This window comes from Granulibacter bethesdensis, assembly GCF_001889545.1.
Lineage (GTDB): Bacteria > Pseudomonadota > Alphaproteobacteria > Acetobacterales > Acetobacteraceae > Granulibacter > Granulibacter bethesdensis_B.
Genome location: NZ_CP018194.1, coordinates 2,330,058 through 2,348,108 on the forward strand (window position 1 = coordinate 2,330,058; position 18,051 = coordinate 2,348,108).

The 18,051-nt window shown below is 59.6% G+C and carries 16 protein-coding genes; 4 read left to right on the forward strand and 12 right to left on the reverse strand.

Going from position 1 to position 18,051, the window contains the following annotated elements; all coding sequences use genetic code 11:
• Positions 1-33 precede the first annotated feature (33 nt).
• Together GbCGDNIH8_RS10700 and GbCGDNIH8_RS10705 are read left to right on the forward strand one after the other, a co-directional pair.
• Positions 34-711, forward strand: a complete 678-nt coding sequence (locus GbCGDNIH8_RS10700; protein ID WP_157692633.1) for a hypothetical protein — start codon at positions 34-36, stop codon at positions 709-711.
• Between the two features lie 2 nt (positions 712-713).
• The gene (locus GbCGDNIH8_RS10705; RefSeq protein WP_072573173.1) at positions 714-1,616 is read left to right on the forward strand and encodes a tyrosine recombinase XerC; all 903 of its coding nucleotides are present in this window, start codon (positions 714-716) and stop codon (positions 1,614-1,616) included.
• A 32-nt stretch (positions 1,617-1,648) separates the two neighbouring features.
• On the opposite strand, the gene GbCGDNIH8_RS10710 is transcribed toward GbCGDNIH8_RS10705, so the two are convergent.
• From GbCGDNIH8_RS10710 to zapE, 10 genes are all read right to left on the reverse strand, one after another.
• Positions 1,649-2,440 (reverse strand): SIMPL domain-containing protein, encoded by a 792-nt coding sequence (locus tag GbCGDNIH8_RS10710; protein ID WP_072573174.1) that lies wholly within the window; start codon positions 2,438-2,440, stop codon positions 1,649-1,651.
• A gap of 43 nt (positions 2,441-2,483) precedes the next feature.
• A complete protein-coding gene (locus GbCGDNIH8_RS10715) occupies positions 2,484-3,230 on the reverse strand; it encodes a pyridoxine 5'-phosphate synthase (protein ID WP_072573175.1) in 747 nt (248 codons plus the stop codon).
• Positions 3,231-3,284: 54 nt separating this feature from the next.
• Positions 3,285-4,244, reverse strand: a complete 960-nt coding sequence (gene pdxA, locus GbCGDNIH8_RS10720) for a 4-hydroxythreonine-4-phosphate dehydrogenase PdxA (protein WP_072573176.1) — start codon at positions 4,242-4,244, stop codon at positions 3,285-3,287.
• Between the two features lie 32 nt (positions 4,245-4,276).
• On the reverse strand, positions 4,277-5,668 hold the full coding sequence (gene lpdA, locus GbCGDNIH8_RS10725; RefSeq protein ID WP_072573177.1) for a dihydrolipoyl dehydrogenase: 1,392 nt from the start codon (positions 5,666-5,668) through the stop codon (positions 4,277-4,279).
• A gap of 12 nt (positions 5,669-5,680) precedes the next feature.
• Positions 5,681-7,012 carry a 2-oxoglutarate dehydrogenase complex dihydrolipoyllysine-residue succinyltransferase gene (odhB, locus tag GbCGDNIH8_RS10730; protein ID WP_072573821.1) on the reverse strand — a complete coding sequence of 444 codons (1,332 nt, stop codon included), beginning with the start codon at positions 7,010-7,012 and terminating at the stop codon, positions 5,681-5,683.
• Positions 7,013-7,178: 166 nt separating this feature from the next.
• On the reverse strand, positions 7,179-10,070 hold the full coding sequence (locus tag GbCGDNIH8_RS10735; RefSeq protein WP_072573178.1) for a 2-oxoglutarate dehydrogenase E1 component: 2,892 nt from the start codon (positions 10,068-10,070) through the stop codon (positions 7,179-7,181).
• A gap of 164 nt (positions 10,071-10,234) precedes the next feature.
• The gene (gene sucD, locus GbCGDNIH8_RS10740) at positions 10,235-11,110 is read right to left on the reverse strand and encodes a succinate--CoA ligase subunit alpha (protein ID WP_011632769.1); all 876 of its coding nucleotides are present in this window, start codon (positions 11,108-11,110) and stop codon (positions 10,235-10,237) included.
• Positions 11,110-12,306 (reverse strand): ADP-forming succinate--CoA ligase subunit beta, encoded by a 1,197-nt coding sequence (gene sucC, locus GbCGDNIH8_RS10745; protein WP_072573179.1) that lies wholly within the window; start codon positions 12,304-12,306, stop codon positions 11,110-11,112. Before sucC ends, sucD begins: the two co-directional genes overlap by 1 nt.
• Positions 12,307-12,466: 160 nt before the next feature.
• Complete coding sequence (gene mdh / locus GbCGDNIH8_RS10750; protein ID WP_072573180.1) at positions 12,467-13,420, reverse strand: malate dehydrogenase; 954 nt, start codon at positions 13,418-13,420, stop codon at positions 12,467-12,469.
• A 196-nt stretch (positions 13,421-13,616) separates the two neighbouring features.
• The gene (gene zapE, locus GbCGDNIH8_RS10755; RefSeq protein ID WP_072573181.1) at positions 13,617-14,756 is read right to left on the reverse strand and encodes a cell division protein ZapE; all 1,140 of its coding nucleotides are present in this window, start codon (positions 14,754-14,756) and stop codon (positions 13,617-13,619) included.
• Between the two features lie 102 nt (positions 14,757-14,858).
• On the opposite strand from zapE, the gene GbCGDNIH8_RS10760 reads away from it, so the two are divergent.
• Together GbCGDNIH8_RS10760 and GbCGDNIH8_RS10765 are read left to right on the forward strand one after the other, a co-directional pair.
• Complete coding sequence (locus GbCGDNIH8_RS10760; RefSeq protein ID WP_072573182.1) at positions 14,859-15,131, forward strand: hypothetical protein; 273 nt, start codon at positions 14,859-14,861, stop codon at positions 15,129-15,131.
• A 136-nt stretch (positions 15,132-15,267) separates the two neighbouring features.
• Positions 15,268-15,897 carry a 2OG-Fe(II) oxygenase family protein gene (locus GbCGDNIH8_RS10765; protein ID WP_072573183.1) on the forward strand — a complete coding sequence of 210 codons (630 nt, stop codon included), beginning with the start codon at positions 15,268-15,270 and terminating at the stop codon, positions 15,895-15,897.
• A 65-nt stretch (positions 15,898-15,962) separates the two neighbouring features.
• Here GbCGDNIH8_RS10765 and GbCGDNIH8_RS10770 read toward each other — a convergent pair whose 3' ends face one another.
• Complete coding sequence (locus tag GbCGDNIH8_RS10770; protein WP_072573184.1) at positions 15,963-17,264, reverse strand: MFS transporter; 1,302 nt, start codon at positions 17,262-17,264, stop codon at positions 15,963-15,965.
• Positions 17,265-17,352: 88 nt separating this feature from the next.
• On the reverse strand, positions 17,353-18,012 hold the full coding sequence (locus tag GbCGDNIH8_RS10775) for a fused DSP-PTPase phosphatase/NAD kinase-like protein (protein WP_072573185.1): 660 nt from the start codon (positions 18,010-18,012) through the stop codon (positions 17,353-17,355).
• Between the last annotated feature and the right edge of the window lie 39 nt (positions 18,013-18,051).

Genomic DNA, 18,051 nt, shown 5'->3' on the forward strand with positions numbered 1-18,051 from the left:
AGCCATCCGATCCTCCTTCCGTAGCGAAAGCCAATGGATTCTGATTGCATCGATGCTTTTCTTCGTGCTCATCCCGATTGGCTGGCAGCGCGGCCGGACCTGTACGCCAGCCTGTCACCGCCACGACGAGTACATGGAGACACGCTGGCCGATCACATGCAGGCACGTATTGATGCCGAGCGCGTCCGTTGCGAGGTCGCCTGCAAGGCAGCCCGCGATATTCTTCAGGCCAGCCGTGCCTCTGCCTGTCTGACAACACGTATCCAACGCTCGGTGCTGGCTCTGCTGCGGGCGTCAGATGCCATTGACTGTATTCTTCAGGAACTGCCCAGCCTGCTGGGGATTGAATATACCCGCCTGTATTATCCGACTTCTCCCCCCCTTCTGACCACTATGATCTGCGAACGGGCAGGGGTTGAGCCAATGGCCCGATCTGCCATGGGTGCCTTGCTGGGGGATAAGGATGTCCATATCCGCAGCCTGACAATCCCCGACCTGACACTGCATCGGGAAACAGCCCCCCTGATCCGGCATGATGCGCTGCTGCTTCTGCCTCGCATATCATCAGCATCCCCCTGGCTGATGGTACTGGCGGCGCGGAACAAGGAGGAACTGGCCGCCCCCAATGTTCGTCAGGCGCTGCGCTTTCTTGCTGAGGCCGCTGCCTCTGCCCTGGATCGGGACAGTGCTGTCCAGACAGATCAGCACTAGCAATGACGGCAGAGCAGGCCAGACTCGACTGGATCGACTGGATGCGGGATGAGAAACGCGCTGCCCCCCTCACCTGCCGCGCCTACGGGGATGATGTCGCCGCATTTCTGGGCTTTCTGGCCACGCATCACGGGGCCGAGCCAGATATGGCAATGCTTGGTCGGCTGGGTCTGTCTGATTTCCGGGCCTGGCTGGCTGCAGAGGCGGCAAACGGAGCCGGAAACGCGACCAGAGCGCGGCATCTGGCCTCAATCCGCAGTTTTTTCCGGTTTCTGCGCCAGCGCCACGGCCTTGAGAACAGCGCGCTGACCCTGTTGCGCACCCCGAAAGCCAAGCCCCCTTTGCCGCGGGCGCTTGATCAGGCCCAGGCATTGGCGACAGCCCGTGACATCGGGGAGGCCAGCGACACACCGTTCACACAGGCACGGGATACCGCGCTGTTCGCCCTTCTCTATGGCTGCGGCCTACGTCTGGGCGAGGCGCTGGGCCTGAGTGTGGGGGACAGCCAACGCGACACACTCCGCATCACGGGAAAAGGCGGCCGACAACGCATGGTGCCGGTCATCCCCTCGGTCCGAATATCCCTGTCCGACTGGCTGCGGTTTCATCCTGTCCCGGAAGCATCCGCGCCACTTTTTGTCGGTGTGCGGGGCGCACGGCTGAATCCAGGCGTTGCACAGAGAACCCTGCGGCAATTCCGCACCCTGTATAACCTGCCGGAGCACGCGACCCCGCATGCCCTGCGGCACAGCTTTGCAACGCATCTTCTGGCGGCCGGGGCAGATTTACGCGCCATTCAGGATCTGCTGGGCCATGCCAGCCTGTCCACCACTCAGCGCTACACCCAGGTGGATCAGGCCCAGTTACTGGCCGTCTGGCAGAAAGCTCATCCGCGGGCCGGATAAGCCTCCTTCAGGAAATCTGACCGCCATTCTGCTCAGTCATCATCCTGTTTGCTGCCTTCTTTGCTGCCTTCACCCGATTTCTCATGCGGATCGACAAGGGCAAACGAAGCGGACACAGCCAGCACCCTGCGCAGTTCAGTCACCGGAACATGGGCCGTAGCATCCGGAGCCACCGCCATAGTCCGCATCATGGGCACGGGCGCATGGGGGGGAGCGTTGATGACATGATCACTGATCATCAGAGGCGCCCCGATCGTCATACCGACACCAGAGGCCATCGCTGCCGCCCGTTCCTTTGCATCAGCAGCCGCCTTGGGCAAACATTCCATGATCGCGGCCTGCCATGTCGTGTCGGAAATGCCGGGATCAATCGCCCCGACCTCATCAATCCCGTTTTTGGCGGCTAAAGGAGCAACCTCCGCCAGACGGGCGATATTCGTGGTCACGATATGCAGCGCACCCTGCGCACGGTAATCACGCAAAATGCGCTTGCCGTGATCATAATCATATTCCGGCGCAACAGAGACCCCACTGCCGCTGAGTTTCACATCCGGCAGATTCAAGGCCTTCACTGCCTCCAGAAACGCATTGAACCGTTTGGTTGCATCCCCCAACACGGCATTCACATCATTGCCGGAGGCAGCAACAGTTACAGAGGTCGATGCCTGATCAGGCGTCATCACCATGGTACAGTGGCCGGTCGCCATCACCTGCGGCGGCTTTTTATCCGCCAGAGCGGGCTGGGCCGCCAGAACAACAGGAAGCAATGCCGCAACAGAGTAAAAATGTGCTCTTTTGCGTAGAGAAGACACCAAAGTCGTCATGCCAACTTGCTCCTTCCTGAAGAACTGACCCGGTCAGGGCTACTCATGCGGCAATGGCACGATCCATTGCCAGACGCATATCACGAATGGCCTGCCCCAGACCGACAAATACGGCTTCAGCAATCAGGGCGTGGCCGATATTCAACTCCCTCACCCCCGGAAGTTGTGCGACCGGCGTGACATTGGCTACCGTCAAACCGTGGCCGGCATGGCATTCCAGCCCGAGATCGCGCGCCATTGATGCAGCCTCCTGCAACCGTGCCAGCTCATGGGATGCATCAACCTCCAACGCATAAGCCCCGGTATGCAGTTCCACGACTGGTGCACCAAGTGCCACCGCGGCACGAAGCTGCTGCGGATCCGGATCGATGAACAATGACACGCGGATGCCAGCCTCACGCAAGGCTGCGACTTTCGGCATCAGCGAGACGATATGACCGGCCGCATCCAGCCCACCTTCCGTTGTCACTTCCTCTCGCCGCTCCGGCACCAGACAGCAGGCATGGGGACGCAGGTGACGGGCAATGCCGACCATTTCCTCCGTCGCTGCCATTTCCAGATTGAGCGGGGCACGAATCACCGCCATCACCTGTGTCAGATCGGCATCACGAATATGACGGCGATCTTCCCGCAGATGCATGGTGATCCCGTCTGCTCCGGCTTCCAGCGCCAGCAATGCGGCGCGCACCGGATCTGGCTCCGTACCGCCACGCGCGTTACGGATCGTGGCCACGTGATCGATATTGACGCCAAGGCGCAAAGAACGGGAGCCAGGGCCTGTATCGGGCATCGCGTGTTTTCTCCGTAACGATCAGCCGGGATGAAGCAGCGTTATAGCAGCCTGCTAAGAATCCGTCGCCATCTCCGCCGCCAGACGCAGCGCAGCAGTCAGGCTGTCTGCCTCGGCGATGCCACGCCCGGCAATATCAAATGCCGTGCCATGATCCGGCGAGGTACGAATGATCGGCAGACCCAGCGTGACATTCACCCCGTGACGCATATCCAGCGTCTTGAGCGGAATCAGAGCCTGATCGTGATACATGCAGAGAGCGGCATCATAATTCCGGCGCGCCGTATCGGTGAACATCGTATCCGGCGGATAAGGCCCGAGGATTGTATGGCCTTCCTGTCGCAGACGCGCCATGGCGGGAGCAATGATCGTCTGCTCTTCTTCCCCCATCGCCCCGCCTTCTCCCGCATGCGGGTTGAGGCCGGCCATCGCCAGACGGGGAGAGGTCAGGCCAAAACGGCTCTTGAGATCATCAATCGTAATCCGGGCCGTTTGCACGATCAGATCGGTCGTGAGCATGTCCAGCGCATGCCGTAACGAAACATGCACAGTCACAGGAACCACGCGCAGCAGAGGGGAGGCCAGCATCATCACCGGCGTGCCTCCTGTCAGTGCGCCCAGAAACTCGGTATGACCGGGAAAAGCAAAACCGCTGCTATACAGCACTGCCTTGCTGATCGGATTCGTCACCACGGCCGCTGCCTGCCCGGCCTGCACATGCCGGACCGCCTGCTCAATAGAAGCAATGACCGCCGGAGCATTGGCCTGATCAGGGTGTCCCGGCACGACAGAAGCGGAAAGCGATAATGGCAGAACCGGCAATGCATCGGCAAAACAGCCCGCCGCATCAGCGGGTTTGTCAATCACGCACAGTGTCTGCATGCCAAACAGAGTGGGATCGCCGATCACATAGAAAACAGGGCCGGTCTGACGCAGGCGCTGCCATGCCGTCTGCGTGATCTCCGGGCCGATCCCGGCAGGGTCTCCCATCGTCAGCGCAAGCGGCAGGACCATTTTATGACTCTTTATGATCTGATCAGCAAAAATCAGATATGAATCGCACGACCATCGACCGCCAGCGCCGCTTCCTTGACTGCTTCGCTCAGACTGGGGTGAGCATGGCAGATACGGGCCACATCTTCGCTGCTGGCGCCGAACTCCATGGCTGTTGCCAGCTCGGCAATCAGCGTGCCCGCATCCGGGCCCAGAATATGCGCGCCCAGCAGACGATCCGTTCTGGCATCAGCAAGGATTTTGACGAACCCGTCCGTATCGCCTATCGCGCGGGCGCGGCCATTCGCAGTGAAGGGAAATTTGCCAACCTTATAGGCAATCCCTGCGGCTTTCAGCTCTTCCTCGGTTCTGCCGAGCGAGGCGACTTCCGGCCATGTATACACAACGGCGGGAATCACATCGTAATTCACATGCCCGGCCTGTCCGGCAAGCATTTCCGCCACCGCCACGCCTTCATCCTCAGCCTTGTGTGCCAGCATTGGCCCGGCAATGGCATCGCCGATTGCATAGAGACCATCAATATTGGTGGCAAAATACGAATCCGTCTTTACCCGGCCACGCTCATCACGCGCGACACCGATTTCATCCAACCCAAGCCCATCCAGATAAGGTCGACGCCCGATCGCCACCAGCACAATATCGGCATGCAGCGTATCAGCCTCACCGCCTTTGGCCGGTTCCAGTGACAGGGTCACACCACCCTCATCCACCTGCGCACCGGTCACTTTGGTGCCGAGGCGGAAGGCCAGACCCTGCTTTTCCAAAATCCGCTGGAAGGCTTTGGTAACTTCCTGATCCATACCCGGCACGATGCGATCAAGATACTCGATCACTGTGACCTCAGCACCCAGCCTGCGCCAGACGCTGCCGAGTTCAAGGCCGATCACACCACCCCCGATCACCACCAGATGCTTCGGCACCGCAGGCAGGGACAGCGCACCGGTCGAGGTAACGATCCGCACTTCATCCACCGGAACCCCCGGCAGTGGCACGCTCTCGCTGCCGGTGGCGATAACAATATGTCGTGCCTCATAGCTCTGGCCGCCGACCTCGACCTTGCCGGGCGCGCTGATACGGGCGGCCCCTTTCAGCCAGGTGACCCCGTTCTTGCGGAACAGGAACTCGATGCCCTTCACGTTGGCGGAGACAACTTCCGCCTTCCGTGCCTGCATCCGATCCAGATCGAGGGCAACGTCTTTCGCCTGAATCCCATGCTCCGCAAACTGATGCAGCAGGGCGTGATAATTCTCGCTCGACTGCAACAGCGCCTTGGATGGAATACAGCCGATATTCAGACATGTGCCGCCCAGCGTCTCGCGCTTTTCAACGCAGGCCACTTTCAGCCCAAGCTGCGCCGCACGCACCGCACAGACATAGCCACCTGGACCAGCGCCGATGACGATCAGATCGAATGCATCGCTCATGTCACAACAATCCTACAGACCCAGCAGCAGACGGCGCGGATCCTCGATCCCTTCCTTGACCCGGACAAGGAAGCTGACGGCCTCCTTGCCATCGACGATCCGGTGATCATAGGACAACGCCAGATACATCATCGGCCTGATCTCGATTTTTCCATCGACCACCACAGGACGATCCTGAATCTTGTGCATGCCGAGAATACCGGATTGAGGCGGATTCAAAATCGGCGTGGACATCAGGGAGCCATACACGCCACCATTCGTGATGCTGAACGTGCCACCGGTCAGCTCTTCCAGTTTCAGCGCCCCATCCCGCGCACGCTTGCCGAAATCGGCCACGCGCTGCTCAATCTGAGCGAAATCCAGACGATCCGCATCCCGCAGCACCGGCACAACGAGACCGTTGGAGCCACCCACCGCAATGCCCATATGGACAAAGTTCTTGTAGACGACCTCATCACCGTCAATCTCCGCGTTGACAGCCGGAAATTCCTTCAGTGCGCTGACACAGGCACGCACGAAGAAAGACATGAAGCCCAGCCGCACACCGGAATGCTTCTTTTCAAAAAGTTCCTTGTATTCCTTGCGCAGCGCCATGACCGCCGACATATCCACCTCATTGAAGGTGGTCAGCATTGCCGCCGTGTTCTGCGCTTCCTTCAGACGCTGCGCGATAGTCCGGCGCAGGCGCGTCATTTTCACCCGTTCCTCACGCGCCGCATCCTCGGCCACCACCGGGGCACGCTGGGCTGAAACCGAGGTGGACGGTGCCGCCGCAGGACGGCTGAGGAAATCCAGCACATCCCCCTTGGTGATACGGCCATCCTTGCCGCTGCCAGAACCCAGCGCAGACGCATCAACACGGTTTTCAGTCAGCATTTTCTGCGCCGCAGGCAAGGGAGCAGGGCCATTTTCACGAATGCTGGGATCACTGACCGCAGGCGGATGCGCGGCAATATCAGCAGGGGGTGTTGCCGGACGTGAAACCGGGCCGGACGGGCGTGGCGGCGGATTGATACCGCTTTTCGGATTGGCCGCAGCCTCCATCTTCACCGGTTCTTCCTTTGCTGGCGCGGAAGCAGACGGTGCGGGGGCAGAGGTGGCCTCCCCTTCAGCACCCAGCTCACCCAGCACGGCACCAACCGACACCTCATCCCCCTCTGCCGCGAACTGGGCCGACAGCACGCCAGCGGCAGGCGCATTCACCTCAACCGTGACCTTGTCGGTTTCCAGCTCCACAACCGCTTCGTCGGCGGCCACGGCTTCTCCAGCCTTTTTCAGCCATTTCGCGACAACAGCGGTGGTGACGCTTTCGCCAAGAGAAGGAACCTTGATATCCGTCGGCATGCCTGTCTGATCCTTGTCAAAAACGGGTGCGGCAGCATCGGCCACTGGGGGCGCGTTACAGGACGCGTGTCGGTTAATCCGGATAGCCGATCAAATCATAGGAAAAAAGCGGCAGCGCCGATGACGGATAAAGATTTTTTCACCCGTCATCAGGCTTTCATCATCGTCAGGAGATCAACCCCAGCGCTTCACGCACCAGCCTGTCCTGCTGGGCCTGATGCACCTTGGCGAGTCCGGTCGCAGGGCTGGCCGCCTCGGCGCGTCCGACATAGGAGGGACGGGTCGCCTTGCCGCCGATGCTGGTCAGCACCGCCTCGATTTTGCGATCGACGAAAGTCCACGCACCGTTATTGGCGGCTTCTTCCTGACACCAGATCACGTCCGCATTGCTGTAGCGGCTCATCACGCGCGAGAGGCTGTTTCTGGGGAATGGATAAAGCTGCTCCAGACGGATGATGGCAATGTCATCGATCCCGGCTTCACGACGCTGGGCCAGCAGATCGTAATAGACTTTGCCAGAGCACATCACCACGCGACGCACTTTCTCCGGCGCGACCAGCGTATCGATCTCGGGGATCACGGTCTGGAACGCCGTATCGCCGGTCATCTCCGACAGGCTGGAGACCGCCAGCTTGTGACGCAACAGTGATTTCGGCGTCATGATCACCAGCGGCTTGCGGAAATTCCGCTTCAACTGGCGGCGCAGGGCGTGGAAGTAATTCGCGGGAGTGGTCAGATTACACACCGCCATGTTCCGCTCGGCACAAAGCTGAAGATAACGCTCCAGACGGGCCGAGGAATGTTCCGGCCCCTGCCCCTCCATACCATGAGGCAACAACAGGGTGAGACCAGACATGCGCAACCATTTCGTCTCGCCACTGGCCAGGAACTGATCGATAATGACCTGCGCGCCATTGGCGAAATCACCGAACTGCGCTTCCCACAACACCAGCGTGCGTGGATCGGCAAGGGTATAGCCATATTCGAAGCCCAGCACACCGGCTTCCGAAAGCAGCGAATTATAGATCTCGATCCGTGCCTGCTGCGGGGCGATATTGTTCAGCGGCACATATTCGTTCTGGTTCACCTGATCAATCAGAACCGCATGACGATGGCTGAACGTGCCACGCTGACAGTCTTCACCTGAAAGACGAACCCGGTGCCCCTCCAGCAGCAGGGAGCCAAAGGCAAGTGCCTCCCCGGTGGCCCAGTCGATTCCCTCGCCGCTCTCGATCATTTTCTGTTTCGCTTCGAGCTGACGGGCAATTTTCGGATTGACTGCAAAACCTTCCGGGATATGGCTCAGCGCATCGCCGACCATTTCCAGCGTTTCATGCGGCAGGGCGGTCGCTTCATCAACGCGATCATCTTTTGCAACATCCTGCTGCATCCCGGCCCAATGGCCTTCCAGCCAGTCCGCCTTGTTGGGCACATAGGATTTCGCAGTGCTGAAAGCCTGTTCCAGAGTATCGTTAAAAGAATCCCACATCCGGCGGGCTTCATCGGCAGAAACGACCCCCCGCTCCACCAGGGCTTCCGCATACAGAGTGCGGGTGGTCTTGCGGGCGCGAATGGCATTATACATCAGCGGTTGTGTGAAGGCAGGCTCGTCGGTTTCATTATGCCCGTGGCGGCGATAACAAACGATATCCAGCACGGTATCGACACCGAACTCCATCCGGAAATCCGTGACCATCCGCGCACAGAAAGCAACCGCCTCCGGATCATCCGCATTGACATGCAGTATCGGTGACTGAATGGCTTTCGCTACATCAGTACAATAAAGTCCGGAATAGGCATGCGCCGGGACAGTGGTAAATCCGATCTGGTTATTGACCACCACATGCACCGTGCCGCCCGTGCGGTAGCCGATGAGCTGGCTCATCGCCAATGTTTCATACACCAGCCCCTGACCGGCGAAGGCCGCATCGCCATGCATCAGGATGCCCATCACTGAACGCCGCTGTCTGGTATCCCCTGCCATATCCTGCCGGGCGCGCACCTTGCCGACAACCACCGGATCAACCGCTTCCAGATGGGACGGGTTGGGCTGCAGGGACAGATGAACCGTATGACCGGCACTCTCGATATCCGCTGACGTACCGAGATGATATTTCACATCCCCCGATCCCTGCACGTCGTCAGGTTTCGAGGCCGCGCCTGCAAATTCGCTGAACACCTGCGTGTACGGCTTGCGCACGATATTGACCAGCGTATTCAACCGGCCGCGATGCGGCATACCGATCGCGATTTCATTCACGCCCTGGGCAGCGGCATTGGCAATGATCGCATGCAGGGCCGGAATCAGTGACTCGCCCCCTTCCAGACCGAACCGCTTGGTACCGACATATTTCTTCTGACAGAAAACCTCGAACCCTTCGGCTTCCGTCAATTGCTGCAACAGAGTGCGACGATCCTGATCGGTGATGGTGCGGCGCCAGTATCCACCCTCCATCCTGCGCTGGATCCAGCTTTTCTGGCGGGGATCCTGAATATGCATGAACTCGACGCCGATCGGGCCGCAATAGGAACGGCGCAGAATATCGACAATTTCCCGCACGGTCGCGGTTTCACGCCCCAGCAGGCCGTCGATAAAAACCGGGTGATCAAGATCGGTTTCAGTAAAACCATAGCTGCGTGGATCAAGCTCCGGGTGCGGAGCAGGAACCTGTAATCCCAGCGGATCAAGCCTCGCCTCCAGATGGCCGCGCACACGATAGGCGCGGATCATCATCAGGGCACGGATACTGTCCAGCGTGGCCGCCCGCACGTTGTCGCGCGGAGATTCTTCCGTGATCGTGCTGGTGGCTGCTTCCGTGACAGACTCTGCCGCAGCACTGCCTTCATAGACCGAGGCAACCTTGTGTGGACGAGGGGCCCATGAAGCACCCTCCGTCTCAGCCAGAACAGCCCGTTCCTCATCACCAAGGGCTTCAAACAGACGCGCAAAACTTGGATCAACAGAACCGGGATCAGAGGCCCATCGCGCATACATATCCGCAATGAAAGCTGCATTTGCGCCGCTGAAGGCAGAAGCCAACACATCCACGCCTGCCATGGATCACTCTTTCCATTTCAACAAACCGATCCCCCTGATCGGCTTATGACTCGATCAATTTATATGATGACATTCATCCGGCGTCGTTCAGGCGCAGAGAAAGGACAGCATTGTCCAATACGCATGCGGCGCGGTGATGGATTACCGCGCCGCAAAAAAAATCCTTATCGCTTCAAGGCTTTCAACATTGTCTCCCCCAATGTTGAGGGACTTTGCGCTATATGCACACCTGCCGCGCGCAACGCGTTATACTTTGCCTCCGCCGTGTCCCTGCCACCGCTGATCACTGCCCCGGCATGGCCCATCCGCCGACCAGGCGGCGCACTGCTGCCGGCGATGAAGCCGACCACCGGCTTATCTGCACCACTGGCGATCAAATATTCGGCAGCGTGGATTTCGCTCTGGCCGCCGATTTCACCGATCATGACAATAGCCTCGGTTTCCGGATCTTTCAGGAACATCTCCAGTACCTCGATGAAATCTGTTCCCTTGACCGGATCACCGCCAATGCCGACACAGGTACTCTGACCCAGCCCCGCCGCCGTGGTCTGTGCCACCGCCTCATAGGTCAACGTCCCGGAGCGGCTGACAATGCCAATGCGACCGCGCTTGTGGATATGGCCCGGCATGATGCCGATCTTGCACGCACCCGGCGTGATGACACCCGGACAGTTGGGACCGATCAGCCGTGTATGTGTGCCCTCCAGCGCGCGGCGCACGCGCACCATATCCAGCACCGGAATACCCTCGGTAATGCAGACGACCAGAGGCATGCCCGCATCAATGGCTTCCAGAATGGCATCCGCCGCATGCGGCGGCGGCACATAGATCACCGAGGCATCCGCCCCGGTGCGCTCCCGCGCCTCCATCACCGTGTCAAACACCGGCAGGTCGAGATGGCGGGAGCCGCCTTTGCCCGGTGTCACCCCACCCACGACCTGAGTACCGTAGGCAATGGCCTGTTCGGTGTGAAACGTGCCCTGCGCACCGGTCAGCCCCTGCACCAGCAGGCGTGTATGCGATCCAATCAGAATGGACATCAGCCTGCCTCCGCCACAGCCGCGACAATCTTGCGTGCGGCATCGTCCAGATCATCCGCCGCCACGATCGACAAGCCGGACTGGCTCAGGATCGCCCTTCCCGGCTCGACATTGGTGCCTTCCAGACGCACCACCAGAGGTACAGACAGGCTGACCTCCCGCGCCGCGGCCACCACGCCTTCCGCAATCACGTCACAGCGCATGATGCCGCCGAAAATATTGATCAGGATGCCTTCAACATTCGGATCGGCCAGAATGATCTTGAAGGCCGCCGCCACACGCTCCTTGGTCGCGCCACCGCCGACATCCAGAAAATTCGCGGGCTTTGCGCCATACAGCCGGATAATGTCCATGGTCGCCATGGCCAGACCGGCGCCATTGACCATGCAGCCGATCGTGCCATCAAGCGCGATATAGCTCAGCTTGTGGCGTGCGGCTTCCAGCTCCTTAGGGTCTTCTTCCGCCGGATCGCGCAGCCGTTCCAGCTCCGGATGGCGATAGAGCGCGTTGTCGTCAAAAATGACCTTGGCATCCAGCGCCAGCATGTCACCGGCTTTTGTGACGACCAGCGGATTGATTTCAACCACTGCGCAATCGAGCGCGATATAGGCCTTGTAAAGCGCCTTTACCAACCGGCCGAACGAGGCCAGTTGCACCCCGCTCAAGCCCAGCCGGAACGCAATCCGCCGTGCATGAAACTCGGACAGACCCATGGCCGGATCGACCGTTACGCGCACGATTCGCTCCGGACGCGAGGCGGCGACGTCCTCAATATCCATGCCACCCTCGGCTGAGGCGACGATGGTGACACGGGACGTATCCCGGTCGACCAGCAGGGAGAGGTACAGCTCCCGCTCGATCTCGCAACCGGCCTCGACATAGACACGATGGACGCGGCGCCCGGCCGGGCCGGTCTGCTTCGTCACCAGAATCTGGCCGAGCATCGCTGCCGCATGCTCACCAGCTTCCTCGACGGAGGCCGCCAGACGCACACCGCCGCGCCCGGACTGGCTGTGCAGGAAATGCCCCGCTCCGCGCCCGCCCGCATGGATCTGCGCCTTGATCACATAGCGTGGCCCCGGCAGCCGCCGCGCTGCTTCTCTTGCCTCGTCCGGGGTCCAGGCCACATGGCCTTCCAGCACCGGAATGCCAAACTCCTTCAGGAGTTCCTTGGCCTGATATTCATGAATGTTCACAGATGCAGCCGCCTAATCCGGAAAACAGGAACGGCCCCATCCGGGTTTCATCCGGAGGAGGGCCGTCCTTCATAACAGGAAGATGACATGCTTGCCGCATGTCCATGCCTTCCGGCAATCATGTCCATGCCTTCCGGCAATGCGGATTACGAAACCCTGATCAGCCGATCAGTTTCCGGGAGGCTGCAATCAGCTCCTTCACTGAGTCGCAGGATTTGTCGAAGGCAGCCTGTTCCTGCTCATTCAGGGAGATTTCGACCACGCGCTCCACCCCGCCAGCGCCGATGACCACGGGCACGCCGACATACAGACCGTCAATGCCATACTGACCGGAAAGATGGGCAGCGCAGGGCATCACGCGCTTCTTGTCTTTCAGATAGGCTTCCGTCATCGCAATGGCAGAGGCCGCAGGGGCGTAGAAAGCACTGCCTTTTTCCAGCAGCTTGACAATCTCGCCGCCACCATTGGCCGTACGGCTGACAATGGCGTCGATTTTTTCCTGCGTGGTCCAGCCCATGCGGATCAGGTCCGGCACCGGAATACCCGCCACCGTGGAGTAGCGGATCAGCGGTACCATCGTATCGCCATGGCCGCCAAGCACGAAGGCCGTCACATCCTCGACCGAGACATTGAATTCATGCGCCAGGAACAGACGGAAACGCGCGCTGTCCAGCACCCCGGCCATGCCGACCACCTTGTGCGGGGGCAGACCGCTTTTCTGCTGCATCACCCAGACCATTGCATCCAGCGGATTGGTGATGACGATCACGAACGCATCAGGGGCATGCGTCCGGATACCCTCGGCCACCTGAGCAATCACTTCGGCATTTTTAGCGACCAGATCGTCGCGGGACATGCCCGGCATCCGCGGGAAACCGGCGGTTACAATCACGACATCCGCCCCGGCAATCGCGGCATAGTCGGAGCCGCCAACCATGGTGCTGTCAAATCCGTCCACCGGGGCGGACTGCATGATGTCCAACGCCTTTCCGGCGGCGACACCACCGAACACGTCGAACAACACGACATCGCCCAATTCCTTGAGGCCAATCAGATGCGCCAGCGTTCCGCCAATATGACCGGCACCGATCAAGGCAATTTTGTTGCGCGCCATAGGGTGTCCTTCCGAGGGCAATGGAAAACGGCCCGTCTCGTGCCGCTATGCCAGACAACTGCCCGGGAGCCGTCCGGCACAAGCTGGGTATCCTGTTTTGCCGCATTGCGGCAAGAAACCCGGCTACCCGCTCCGTTTATGCCAGACCCTCGTTTTGATAAAGGCTTCATACTGACCCATAAAAAAAATTTATGGGTCAGGGAATGCAAGCGGTCTCGACATAATCCTCGCTTTGCATTTCCTCCAGCCGGGAGGCCGTGCGACGGAAAGCCTCAGCCCCCTCCCCGGCCTGATACAGCGCATCCGGCTGGGTCGCAGCAGAGGCAATCAGTTTGACCCGGTGATCATACAGGGCGTCTATCAACGTGATGAAACGTCTGGCCGCATCATGATTGTCAGGGGAAAGACGCGGCACACCATCCAGCACCAACACTTCAAAATGCGTGGCAATGGCCAGATAATCGCCTGGTCCAAGATTGGTGTTGCACAGATGGTCGAAATCGGCCCGTGCCACCCCGTTTGCAGCCAGCGGAATAGTCAGCGTCCGCCCTGATACAGATAAGGAGACGGGGCCAGCGGACACCCCATCACTCAGCTCCGCAAAGGCCCGGTCGAGCGCGGCATCGGCCCGTGCATCGACCGGGACATGCCAGCGCGGCGTGACGCGCAGCCGATCCCGCCGCCAGTCACGCGCTCCGTTCAGCGTGACCAGATCCAGCTTCTGCCGGATCAGGGCGATGAAGGGCAGGAATGCATCCCGTCCCGGCTTGCCCGCAAACAGATTGTCCGGCTCCGTATTCGAGGTCGCTACAATCACCACGCCGCGCGCAAACAGCGCCTCAAACAGACGGCCTAACAGCATGGCGTCGGCAATATCGTTCACCTGAAACTCGTCGAAACAAAGCAGGATGCTCTCAGCTGCAATACTGTCAGCCAGAGGCGGGATCGGATCGGCGCCCCCGGGATTCTCCGTCCGCCAGCGATGGACGCGGGCATGAGCATCCTGCATGAAACGATGAAAATGCACGCGTTTCTTGCGCGTCAGCCCGACTGCGCCGTGGAACAGATCCATCAACATGGATTTGCCCCGCCCGACATCCCCGACCATGTATACGCCACGTGGCGGTTCTGCGCCCTGTATCTGACCACCCAGCAGACGGCCCAGCCAGCCTTTCCGGGCAGGGGCGGGTGATGGCTCATACCCTTGCAGGGCCTGCCATAAGGCTTGCAATTTCTCCGCCACCGCAAGTTGCCCCTGATCAGGCGTAATGATCCCGGCCTCGGCGCGGGCGCGGTAGGCGGGCAGCGGGCCACGGCTCAAATCATCACCAGTCATGGACGGCTCCTTTTGATCAACAAAGCGTGATCAAGGCAGCCGATCACCGCTTTATCCGTTGACGTTGCAGAATTGCATCACCGGAACTCCCGGAGAAAAGCGGTGAAACATCTTCTGCTGACAGGCGTGCTGATAGCCTCCCTTGCGCCCTCTGCACAGGCGGGGACTCCGCTGGAACTGTGCGTGCACACAGGTTTCTCCGCGGCGTGGCCCTATCGCAGCCCCTGTATCCGGTCCGATGGAGCGGCCAACCCTCAACAGGCTACCCCGGAAGCAATCGCCCTGGTCAACCATGCCTGTATGCGACCGGTGCTGGATGCGCAGCCGCTTTCCACCATGAGCCTCGACAAACCCAAGCGTCTCCTGCGGACCTGACCGGAGCCGGAGAGAGGATTTCCCGATACTGCCGGCATGCTAGGAATACAGTGGAGAAAACGGAGGCTGGCTTTAATGTCTCCGCCACGTTTCCTGCCCGATATGCGGGTCAGGGTTTGGGAGCAGCGAAAACATCATGGATCTGAACTACACCGCGCTGGATGAAACCCCTGTTTCATCAGACCCGTTCAACCACGTGCTGGTCCGGAATTTTGTGCCCGGCCCTGTTCTCTCCAGATTGATTCCGGAACTACCGCTGTTGGAAAAAGGCGGGTCTTTTCCCGCCGAAGCCCTGCGGCTGGGACCGATCGGCAAAGACCTTTTCGCGGAGCTCTCCGGCCCCCGTCTCAAGGCCGCGATCGCACGGAAATTTTCCCTCGATCTGGATGATGCCGCCACCATGGTCACATTGCGCGGCTGGTCTCGGGAAAAAGACGGACGCATCCACTGCGACAGCATCGCCAAGCGCGTGACGATTTTGCTGTATCTGAACCCCGAAACAGAAGCCTGGGCCAAACAGGAAGGCTGCCTGCGTCTGCTGCGTAGCCCGGATGATATCGAGAACTATGCCGTCGAGGTTCCGCCAGTGAATGGCACGCTGCTGGTCTTCCCGAACGGCCCCACCACATGGCACGGCCACCGCCAGTTTGTGGGGCGACGCTATGTGGTGCAGTTGAACTATATGGCCGACGATAAGGCGGCACGCTCTGAACTTCGCCGCCACCGTTTCTCTGCACTGGTCAAACGGCTGACCAGAGCCGCCTGACAGTGTCATGCGGCATTGTCACAGGGCCGGCTACCAGAAAACCCGGCCCTGTGCAGCAACAGGCATCAGTCTTCCTCAATCATGCTCTGACGCTTTGTCTCTGGCATCATGATGTAAACGACCAATGACAGCATAATCATCATGGTCACATACCAGAAGAAATAAGGCTCATGACCGTTCTGCTTGAACCAGAGCGCGACATATTCTGCGGTGCCGCCAAAGATCGTATTGGCCAGCGCATAAGGCAGCGCCACACCCAGAGCACGGATATGCGCCGGAAACAGTTCCGCCTTCACCAGCGCATTGATGGAGGTATAGCCGGACACGATCAGCAATGCCGCCAGCGACAACAGAAATGCGGGCAGCATATCATCGGTGGTTGCAAGGGCGCTGAAAATCGGAATGGTGAATGCACTTCCGAGCAGACCGAACCCGATCATCAGTGGCTTGCGGCCGATCCGGTCAGACAACGCGCCGTACAAAGGCTGTAACAGCATATAGATAAACAGGGCCAGAGCCGTGATGCGCGTACTTTCCGGACGGCTGAAGCCAGCAGAATTGACCAGAAATTTCTGCAGATAAATCGTATAGGTATAGAAAGCGACCGTGCCACCCGCCGTCAGCGCCATCACCATGAAGGCCTGTCCGGGATAGAAACGGAACAGCGCCAGCCCGCTGGAACGGCGAGGCTCGGCCTGATCCTGATGGGCTTTGGTGAAAGCTTCCGTCTCCGCCAGCCCGCGCCGCATGTAATAGACTGCCAGCGCCAGCACGCCACCAATGGCAAACGGAATACGCCAGCCCCATTGCTCCAGCGTCTGCTCACTCATGAACGCCTGCAGAACCAGTTGCACCGCCAGCGCGGTCAACTGGCCACCCACCAGCGTGACGTATTGAAAGCTGGAGTAAAATCCCCGGTGATCCCGCCCGGCCATCTCACTGAGATAGGTGGCGCTGGCACCGTATTCCCCACCGACACTGACACCCTGAATCAGACGCGCCAATACCAGCAGACCGGGCGCGGCCAGACCGATCTGATGATAGGAGGGCGCTAGCGCAATGATCAGCGAACCGAGGCACATCAGCGTCACTGACAATGCCAGACCCGCCTTGCGGCCATGGCGATCCGTATAGGTTCCCATGATCCATGCCCCGATCGGGCGCATCAGAAAACCAACCGCGAAAATCGCCGCCGCACTCAGAAGCTGCGCAGTATGATCTGCCGAAGGGAAAAAAGATTTGGCGAAATAAACCGTAAAAGCTGAATAGGCGTACCAATCATACCATTCGACGAGATTTCCGGCAGAACCACCGAGAATGGATTTTAACCTGCGTTTGCGTTCCTGCGAATCCGTATTCCAGGCCATAATCTTGGTATTTCCCCCACCAGCACTGGCAAATCTTGTGTGCTGCCACTTCATTATTCAGTGCATCAGACAGGATGATCATCACCGATCATTCCCGACGGAGCACCGTATCCGTCATAAAACTGGATAATCCGCCTGCGACGAATTCCTGCTTGAGCGCGACTTCGTCGTAATCGTGCTTGACCCAATCCAGAAAATTCTTCTTTCCCTCTGCCTCCGTTGCATATCGCACAAAGAATGCGTCCAGAATCCCGGTGCGGGAGCGATTGAAATGTCCAAACCGCCATGACAACTGCCGCAAGGCCTGTGCCGCGGTACCGCCGGCCAGAACAATAGCCAGTCCCGATGCCAGACCGGCCCGATCCGCCCCCGATTTACAGTGCATCAGGGCAGGATATTCGATCTGCTTCAGGATGGAGGCAAAGCGCAGGATGCGGTCCCGATGCGGTGCGCCCCGGCTTTCGAACGCCATATCGACATGAGCCATCCCCAGCCGTTGTGCCGCATCCCGGGACAACGCATCGGAGCCACATTGCCGGTGGCCACGCAGATTGATCAGCGTGTGAATGCCATGCCGCCTGACGGCAGCGGCCAGACGACCTGGTGTAGGATGGTTGGAGCGGTACAGGCCGGGCAGAACCTCGGCCCAGTTATCCCAGACGAGCCTGAAAACGGCATGATCGACGAACAGACTGTCTGTCCATGCACGACGGCGCGTCGCTGGACTGGAAAGATCACCGGTGAACATGCCGCCTTATAGCGGGACGACGGAGCGGAGGGAAATGCC